At 37.8% G+C, this 7,777-nt stretch carries 8 protein-coding genes; 1 reads left to right on the plus strand and 7 read right to left on the minus strand.

What is annotated here, in order from left to right; genetic code table 11:
- Window positions 1-560: 560 nt before the first annotated feature.
- The 3 genes from AAHB12_RS30615 to AAHB12_RS30625 all read right to left on the minus strand — a co-directional run bounded on the left by AAHB12_RS30615 (window position 561) and on the right by AAHB12_RS30625 (window position 3,382).
- On the minus strand, window positions 561-1,211 hold the full coding sequence (locus AAHB12_RS30615) for an SDR family NAD(P)-dependent oxidoreductase (RefSeq protein WP_342048861.1): 651 nt from the start codon (window positions 1,209-1,211) through the stop codon (window positions 561-563).
- 63 nt (window positions 1,212-1,274) lie between these two features.
- Window positions 1,275-2,474, minus strand: coding sequence for an MFS transporter (locus AAHB12_RS30620; RefSeq protein ID WP_342048862.1), 1,200 nt, complete (start codon window positions 2,472-2,474; stop codon window positions 1,275-1,277).
- A gap of 107 nt (window positions 2,475-2,581) precedes the next feature.
- A complete protein-coding gene (locus AAHB12_RS30625; RefSeq protein ID WP_342048863.1) occupies window positions 2,582-3,382 on the minus strand; it encodes an aldo/keto reductase in 801 nt (266 codons plus the stop codon).
- Window positions 3,383-3,588: 206 nt separating this feature from the next.
- Here AAHB12_RS30625 and AAHB12_RS30630 point away from each other — a divergent pair, with 206 nt between their 5' ends.
- On the plus strand, window positions 3,589-4,476 hold the full coding sequence (locus AAHB12_RS30630; protein ID WP_342048864.1) for a LysR family transcriptional regulator: 888 nt from the start codon (window positions 3,589-3,591) through the stop codon (window positions 4,474-4,476).
- Window positions 4,477-4,757: 281 nt separating this feature from the next.
- Here the strand turns inward: AAHB12_RS30630 and AAHB12_RS30635 are convergent, their stop codons facing one another.
- The 4 genes from AAHB12_RS30635 to AAHB12_RS30650 form a co-directional block, all read right to left on the minus strand.
- A complete protein-coding gene (locus AAHB12_RS30635; protein ID WP_342048865.1) occupies window positions 4,758-5,882 on the minus strand; it encodes an NADH-dependent flavin oxidoreductase in 1,125 nt (374 codons plus the stop codon).
- A gap of 215 nt (window positions 5,883-6,097) precedes the next feature.
- Window positions 6,098-6,472, minus strand: a complete 375-nt coding sequence (locus tag AAHB12_RS30640) for a MerR family transcriptional regulator (RefSeq protein WP_342048866.1) — start codon at window positions 6,470-6,472, stop codon at window positions 6,098-6,100.
- Between the two features lie 413 nt (window positions 6,473-6,885).
- Window positions 6,886-7,131: a hypothetical protein gene (locus AAHB12_RS30645; RefSeq protein ID WP_342048867.1), complete on the minus strand. Its 246-nt coding sequence runs from the start codon at window positions 7,129-7,131 to the stop codon at window positions 6,886-6,888.
- Complete coding sequence (locus AAHB12_RS30650; protein WP_342048868.1) at window positions 7,128-7,688, minus strand: recombinase family protein; 561 nt, start codon at window positions 7,686-7,688, stop codon at window positions 7,128-7,130. The genes AAHB12_RS30645 and AAHB12_RS30650 overlap by 4 nt, the downstream gene beginning before the upstream one ends.
- Between the last annotated feature and the right edge of the window lie 89 nt (window positions 7,689-7,777).

Consider the following 7,777-nt stretch of genomic DNA (forward strand, 5'->3'; position numbering starts at 1 on the left):
ATAATGAAGAATGTAACCATCAAACGGCAAAGACATCGGGGCGTGATATGTTTAAATCATTAAAAGGTTTTTATAAAAAAGCAAACAGCTGAAATAATTGGCTGTTTTTTTATCAAATTGAGGTTTTTAAAAAATGAACCACCACAAAAAGCCGCCCTTTCCCGTCAGGCAGCTTCTGTGTCTCGAATATCGAATAGTACGTATTGGATTAGAACCTCTTTAATATTTGTAAGAATGAAAGCATTATACACCGAAGTACAAAATTAAGGCGATTTTTATGTCCGCCTCTTTCACTATTGCACTCCGTTAGTTTAAGTACAATCCTTCACAAACTTATTGCCAAAAGAAAAACTCCCTTTCAGTAAATAAGGGAATTTTCTTTGTTTAATCCTCTAAGGCGAGGCTATTCATTTCCACAAGCAAACCTTTAACAGATTCGCAATTGCACTATTAAGAAAGGAAATGATCTCTGTTGAACCAACAGAGATCATTTGTTCCAAACCTTTGAAGTGATGCATTTTAGATAACACGAACGATTTTGAATCAGAAAATCATTAGCCTTAGCTGTACACAATTTCGTGCACTTCACGTTTTTCATACAGCTCCAAATATTTCTCTGCAATTAGTTCAGGTGCAAAATGAGTGCCCGGAGCTACGGTTCCGGCAATTGTAACCGTTCCGACAAAAACGCCTTGAGGCTTTAGCTCTTCAGCCAGAGTAAAGGCTAGGTTGCGTAGCGCTGCTTTGCCTATGGACAGCGTAGTGTAGTCTGCCGAAGGATACAGCGCCAATCCGCCACCCGTGAAGAGGATTGTTCCTGCTTTTTGTTCTACTTGATCCGGAATAACTTGTAGTGCACAATGCAAGGCACCGGCTACGTCCACCTGATAATGGGACACAAGGGATTCCGCCGTCAGGGAAGTTGGTTTTCCGCCTTTCAAAACTGCAGCGTTGTACACCAGTACATCGGTTGTACCGTATTTTTTCTTGATTTGGTCAAAAGCTTCTGTTAGCGATGCCGGACTTGACGCATCCGCTGCTACGGCGTAAGCTTCTATCCCTTCCGAGCTCAACTCCTGTACATATTGATCCAGCGAATTCTGATTACGGGAGACCAGGACAACACGGAAGTTATTAACACCGAATTTTTTTGCGACATGATTTCCGACACCAGGACCTGCTCCAACAACGACGATAAGTTTTTTATTCATTTTTTATCCTCCTAAAATTTTAGTAAACCCAACAAACAAGACTAATAATATCCTTTTCATTCGTTATACCTGGTCTCTACTTTTAATAAGAATTGAGGCGATTAATCCTATTCCTAATAAAAGTGCTAACAATTCAAACGTTAAAAGATAGCTACTTATATTCAATATACCCATAGCTACAATCGGTCCAAGAGTTGCACCCATAAATAGAATAAAGGAAAACAGTGAAATCGCAGAACCCCTTGCAATTCCTCCTAATTGTCCGACAAGGGAGATTAGGGTAGAAATGGTTATGGAGACGCCAGCCACAAAAACAACACTCATTACGATAAGGAAGACCAAATTAGAGCTAAACCCCAATATAGCAAGACCTAAAACGGCTAAAGATAATCCAACTCTAATAACGGTGTGAATACCAAACTTTGCGACCAGTCTTCCAGAAAACGGAGAAACTAACATACCTAAAATTCCGACACATCGCACATACAGAATATCTTGATTATTAAGACCGAATGTTTCACTTAAATAACTCCCTAGCGTTGTATACATACCAACAAAAGAAAGTAAAAGCGTTATAGTGATGATGTAACACAAAAGTAAGGATTTTTGTGTAAAAACCTTTCCCATTTGTTTAAAAGAGTCAATCATACTGCCTTTTGTTTGTGGGACATTACTCATTGGGATAAAAAACGTTACTAATATTGCAGTGATTAGATATACCACTCCAAGGATATAGAACACAAAGTTCCAACCAAAGTTCTCACTTATTAGACTACTGAACACCTGACCAACAATTCCAGACATTAAAAATCCTGTGCTAACAAATCCAGTTGTAGTGATCCGTTTTTCTGCCGGAAAATGCTCTACTACATACGAAAGTGCGGCTGGAGCAAATGTTGCTGCAGCAATTCCTTGTATCGCCCGAAGAGCTATCAACCAAGACAGATTATTAAATAATCCAATCAAAGGAGAAATAATGGTTAACACAATTAGCCCAAATAAAATAATTTGCTTTCGTCCATAGCGATCTGATAATGGACCGAAAAATAAAAAACCTACAGCATAACAAAATGAAAATGCACTGCCGGTCCAGGCTGCTTGCGAAGTTGATACTTTAAAAGCTCCTGCTAATACTGAAACCAAGGGAATGGTAATATATAGGCTAGATACAACAACTAAGCCACACCAAAAAAGAATTGCTGTTATGAGAGAATAACTTCTTTCTGAAGTTTCATGATTAACTTTTACATCTGCTTCTTTCAAAGAAAGGACCTCCTTATTCATTTAGTACGCCCATCATATCTAAGGCTGGATTCCACCTGCCTGTAAAGTGTTGTTTGTGTTTATGTCACTTCCATGTTTTAACATATTTAATACCATGAAAACAGACTTCTGCCTCCATCCAACAAGGCGATCTTTGCCATATCATCCGCAGATAACGTAAAATCAATGACATCCATATTTTCTATCATTCGTTCCTTATGGGTGGATTTTGGAATCACAACGATTCCGCGTTGGATTAAATATCGAAGCCCCACCTGTGCGTTGGACTTTTCATATTTTTGTCCAATCTCTCTTAATGTTTCATTAGAAAAGAAGTGATTCTTTCCCTCTGCAAATGGTGCCCAAGATTCTATTTGCGTACCATACTGTTTCATCATTTTCTGTGCCTGGGCTTGCTGCCGAAATACGTGTGTCTCAACCTGATTGACAGCAGGAATGACATTGCAAAATTCCATCAGGCTCACGAACACATCCGGATTAAAATTAGAAACTCCGATTGCTCTGATTTTTCCGCTTTGATAGGCTTCCTCCATTGCTCGGTAAATCCCATGGTAGTCATGAAAAGGCTCGTGCATCAAAAGCAGGTCAATGTAATCAAGCTTCATCGTCCGCAATGATTCATCAATCGCATTAACTGCTTTTCGGTAACCGCCATACTGTATATACAATTTGGTTGTAATAAACAGGTTTTCGCGCAGCACACCAGATTTTCGGACTGCATTTCCGACAGCTTCTTCATTGCCATATACCTGTGCTGTATCAATTGAACGATATCCAACATCGATTGCATCCAAAACGCATCGCTCGCATTCTCTGGCACTGATTTGATAAACACCAAAACCCAAAATCGGCATTTTCACACCATTATTCAAAGTGATATACTCCACAATTTTCCCTCCTTACTGAAAAACATCTCTTGCCCTTTGTTCCAACATGTAAGATTATTCCTCAATGTTAAACCAAGGACCGGAAGCTTGAATGACTGTCCAAAGTTTTAACATTAATACTCTTGAATTTTAATGCATAGCCACTTGACAGTGAATACACCAAAAAGCTAACATAGCTTTAACTTAAAGTTAAAGCAGGTGTTTCCATGTACAATAGACAAATCTATACATTTATTCAAGTAGCCGACTGTGGGAGCTTTTCCAAAGCAGCTGAAAAACTGTTTATCTCTACCGTATCCGTAATGAAACAGATCAATGCTCTTGAGAGTGATATAGGAGTGAAACTACTGGAGCGAACAAACCAAGGCGTATTTTTGACCGCAGCCGGATCCTCTATTTATCAAGATGCAAAGCAGATGATTCAGGCTTCCGACAGCGCCATTCAGCGTGCCAGACAGATTGCAGGTGAAGAACAATACGTCATCCGAGTTGGAACTTCTTTGCTGCGTCCAGGCAAGGTACTGATTGATCTATGGTCGAAAATTGATGACGGCAATTTACCTTTCCAGATAAAAATCGTCCCCTTTGAAGACGATATGACCTCCACTGTTGCCTCCTTAGGTAAGGAGATCGACTGTTTTGTAGGTCCCTGCGGCTCTATTCAGTGGATTAAGCAATACAATGTCCATTTGCTTGGAATGAATCAATGCTGCATAGCTGTTTCACGCAAACACCGACTAGCAAAGAAAAATCTATTGAAATGGGAAGATTTATACGGAGAAACTCTTATGCTTGTAAAACGTGGCGAAGCTCCGGTTTTAGACCGCCTGCGGGATGAGATTGAAGCAAAACATCCAAAAATTCATATCATAGACACACCAAATTTCTATGATGCAGATGTTTTCAATAAATGTGAGCAGATGAACTATGTTATGGAAACACTGGATATCTGGGCAGATGTACATCCTTCCCTTGTGACGATTCCTGTAGAATGGGATTATGAGGTTCCCTTTGGGATTGTTTATGCCAATGAGCCATCCAAAGCTTTCATGGCTTTTATTGATACAATCAATAAGGCAAACGTTTTGAAATAATTCGTGTCCCAATTGTGTATTTGGCAATTAAAAAATACTGTTTATGACAGTATGTTTTTTGAATGAAAAAAAGCTGAAAATATGCAAGAAGTGAATAAAGACTTGCATATCTTCAACTTTTTTATAAATTGGGATATTAAACAAAAGCACCCGTTTGTTTAAGTACAAAGCTTCACAAGCTTAGAATTCAATATTCATTTTAATTGTATTAATTTCTTAAATACTAAATAAGCAGCCCCAAAAAAGAGGGGCTGAAAAAACAGTAATTTTTCTTTTCGATTTTAATCTTCGATCTTAAACCATGGACCTGAAGCTTGAATTATCCCCCAAAGTTTTTCTGGAAGCTCAAGCTCGCTTACTTTTGAAGTCTTAATTGCTGTCTCAATTTCAGCTTCTTTTCCATTCTGAACCTTTTCTACCCAGTCTGGATTCATGATTAAGGTATGACCAATCGCTGCTAGGGATAGACCCTTATCTAATGCAGATGCAACATCATTAGCAGTTACCATAGAACCTGCAGCCATTAAAGGAACTCTGCCGTTTACATGTTCAACAATTAATTCAAGCCGTGTTTTTCCATCTTCAATGCCTCGTGGTTTTGAAGATACATCATCAAGCGATACATGAATGTAATCCAAATCCTGTTCAACCAGACGGTCAATTAATTCATAGGCATCTTCCATCCCATAACCGCCTTGTTCTTCAGGTGATATTCTGTATCCGATAATAAACGGCTTTGTTGCATGATTCTTAATAACATTTTTCATTTCCTGAATGACTGCCAATGGGAAACGCAAGCGATTTTCTAGAGAACCACCCCATTCATCCTCACGTCTATTGAAGAAAGGAGAGAAGAAATTTTGAAGTAAAAATCCGTGTGCACCATGAACTTCAACACCATCAAAACCAGCTTCAATAGCACGTCTGGTTGTTTCTCCAAAAGCACGAATCACTTCTATTATTTCATCATATGAAAGTTCTCTAGGTAATACTGAAGGAGCAAATGCAGTGGCTTCAGTCTCTACAGCACTGGAACTAACCACCTCACCATTTGGAGTTAAAGATGGAAGGGCTTTGTTGCCTGCATGGAAAATTTGAAGTAACGCAGGAGCTCCTCCACTTTTCGCCGCATCCGCCAATTTCCGTAGACTTGAAATAAATTTATCATCATAAGCTGCGAATTCATGCGTAAAACCTATACCGTTTGGTTGCACATGAGTACATCCAGTGATAACAAGTCCTACTCCATTGACTCTTTTTTTATAATATTTTACTTCTTCATCTGAAATGGTGTAATCATCATTACTACTCCAAGTTGTCATTGGTGCCATAACGACTCTATTTTTAATGGTGATACCATTTTTAAATGTAAGTGATTCAAATAAATTGCTATATTTTGTGTTCATTTTTTAACCTCTTTCTGTATGTTTATTTATATGTTCTAGTTAGTTTTGAACCATTTTGTAAAGGTGCATCAAATGGTGCAAGAATAGGTTAATCCTTAGAGAGCACTCTAAGGCAAGTATTTTTTTATTTTTATTTTTTCGATAAAAAGACGTTTTCGAAAGCTGTCTGTACGAGGTTTATCAAAAAGACGCAAATGGAAAAAACAACTGGCTGCTTAATTTTTAGAGAAACAGTCTCCTAATTCATTTTCATAAAAATTAATTTTATTATCCAGATGCTCTAAACTTTGATGAAGCTTCTCAAATTCTTCCACTACTTTTTTTCGATGATTTTTAAGTAAAGCTAACCGTTCTTCCATTGTTTCATCTCCAATATGCCCCCACATCGCAAATTGCTTCATGTCTTTTAGAGACATCCCCGTATTTTTTAGGTGGAGCAAAGATTCAATCCATAATTTATTTTCATCCGAGTAGATTCTGACATTGTTATCGTCTCTGTTTACTTTTATTAACCCTTCCTTTTCATAAAACCTCAATGTATGTTCACTTAACCCAACGATTTTAGAAAATTCACCAATAGAATATGTCAATATAACCGCCTCCATTAAATCTGATATGTCTATATCTTCTTTCATTTTTAATTTGTGACACAAAGTAAGAGTAATACTTAGAGTTTACTCTAAGTCCAGAATTATTGATTCTTCTGCCCGTTTGAGGTGCTTTCCCAAAGTTATAAACCAAAATGACAGTTGCTTTAACTTTGATATTGTCATACAAAAAAGCAAAACTCGCCAATATTTTGTGGCGAGTTTTCTTTACTATATTTTCCGATTCCTTATTCAACTAAACTGCCCGTTCGTTGAACAAGGAACAATGTATATCTTATACATGTCAGGTTTACGTAATAATTTACTATCGGAACTCAATGTATCTTGGACTCCATAAAAAGTCTCATTCTAATACAATAACGGAAAAATAAAATGCCTTTGCTGCAGCAAGGGCATTAGTTTCCTGTCATTAAGAATTGGTAAACCTTATCGGTCATTTGTATGGCTGTTGAATCGTCTATAATTCCTTTCAGTGCTTCTTTAAACTGTTGCTTGTCCTTTTGATCGTTGTCGCTAATAGTCCATAGATAACACCAGTTCCAAGCTGGTACAGATATTAGCGTGTATGTTTCTGTATGGGAAAAATATAGTTCCGGCTTTTGTTCCGGGAACTCAAACGCTTTAACTTCAATTGTCATCATTTTGCTACCTCTCGTTTCTTCTTAGCCCTAATTAGGGTACTTTTAGATATTCCAGTTATGCTCTCAACTTCTTTATATGAATGGTTTTTTAATATCTCTAAAGCATGTTCAATTTGCTTTTTGCTGAACTTATTCGGTCTACCTTCTTTAAAGTCTTCACGCTGTTTAGCAATAGCCTTGCCTTCTTGTGTCCGTTCTACAATCATATCCCGTTCAAACTCAGCAAAGGCACTCAGTATATTAAAGATTAAACGTCCTGTAGGGGTGTTTTCCACCAGGCCCATATTTAGAATGTGAACCTTTACCCCTCTTTCAAATAATTCCTTCACTGTCCTGATACCATGTTCAGTAGTACGGGCAAAACGGTCTAATTTTGTTACTACCAGTGTATCACCTTCTTTTAACATTTCTAGTAGCTCTGTAAAAACAGGACGTTCTGTCTTTGTCCCTGTGAATTTCTCGGAGTAAATCTTGTCACAGTTTTCATTTTCCAGTGTCTGTAATTGACTCTCTAGATCTTGATTTACTGTACTTACCCTTGCATAGCCGTATTTCACATGTAATTTCCCCTTCTATTTATGACACTAAGATTTGACACCTGCTGATCCCTTGATACTACAGGACTTCAAAAACGGTGTCAATACTT

Source organism: Bacillus sp. OTU530, from assembly GCF_038440375.1.

What these genes read in the sequence shown, in the direction of transcription:
- AAHB12_RS30630 (WP_342048864.1), top strand. Translation starts at nt 3,589, where the DNA reads ATGTACAATAGACAAATCTATACATTTATTCAAGTAGCCGACTGTGGG.
- AAHB12_RS30635 (WP_342048865.1), bottom strand. Translation starts at nt 5,882, where the DNA reads ATGAACACAAAATATAGCAATTTATTTGAATCACTTACATTTAAAAAT.
- AAHB12_RS30615 (WP_342048861.1), bottom strand. Translation starts at nt 1,211, where the DNA reads ATGAATAAAAAACTTATCGTCGTTGTTGGAGCAGGTCCTGGTGTCGGA.
- AAHB12_RS30645 (WP_342048867.1), bottom strand. Translation starts at nt 7,131, where the DNA reads ATGATGACAATTGAAGTTAAAGCGTTTGAGTTCCCGGAACAAAAGCCG.